This window comes from Pseudomonas sp. HMWF006 (assembly GCF_003061205.1).
Taxonomy (GTDB): domain Bacteria; phylum Pseudomonadota; class Gammaproteobacteria; order Pseudomonadales; family Pseudomonadaceae; genus Aquipseudomonas; species Aquipseudomonas monsensis.
In genome coordinates, this window is record NZ_QAIU01000160.1 from 3,482 (window position 1) to 4,133 (window position 652).

At 61.3% G+C, this 652-nt stretch carries 1 protein-coding gene; it reads right to left on the reverse strand.

The window, feature by feature from the left end:
• Window positions 1-652, reverse strand: a 652-nt coding sequence (locus DBR24_RS31605) for an FAD-binding oxidoreductase (RefSeq protein WP_256591307.1), incomplete at both ends; no start/stop codon positions are given.

Genomic DNA, 652 nt, shown 5'->3' on the forward strand with positions numbered 1-652 from the left:
CCCAGTTTGTCGCGCAAGCCGTAATACCAGGCGCCCAATGCCGCAAACGGCGTACGCAACAACTGCCCGCCCGGGAACGGATAGTGCGGCAAGTCCGCAAACGCATCGAACCGTTCAGCTTGCCCGCGCAATGCTTCGGCCAGCACCTTGCCGGCCAGGTGTGTGTAGGTCACTCCGTGGCCGCTGCAGCCCTGCGAGTAATAGATGTTGTCGCCAAGGCGCCCGACCTGTGGCAAACGCGACAGGGTCAGCAGGAAGTTGCCCGTCCAGGCGTAGTCGATCTTCACATCTTTGAGCTGAGGAAACGCCTTGAGCATTTTCGGGCGAATGATCGCTTCGATGTTTGCGGGGTCCCGCGCGCCATACACCACGCCACCGCCGAAGATCAGGCGCTTGTCACCGGTCAGGCGGTAATAGTCGAGCAGGTAATTGCAGTCTTCGACGCAGTAATCCTGGGGCAGCAGGGACTTCGCCAGTTCTTCGCCCAGCGGTTCGGTGGTAATCACCTGTGTGCCGCAGGGCATGGACTTGGCTGCCAGTTCCGGTACCAGATTACCGAGGTAGGCGTTGCCGGCAACGATGATGAACTTGGCCCTGACCTTGCCCTGTGGCGTGTGCACCACCGGGTTGGCACCGCGCTCGATGCGTACGG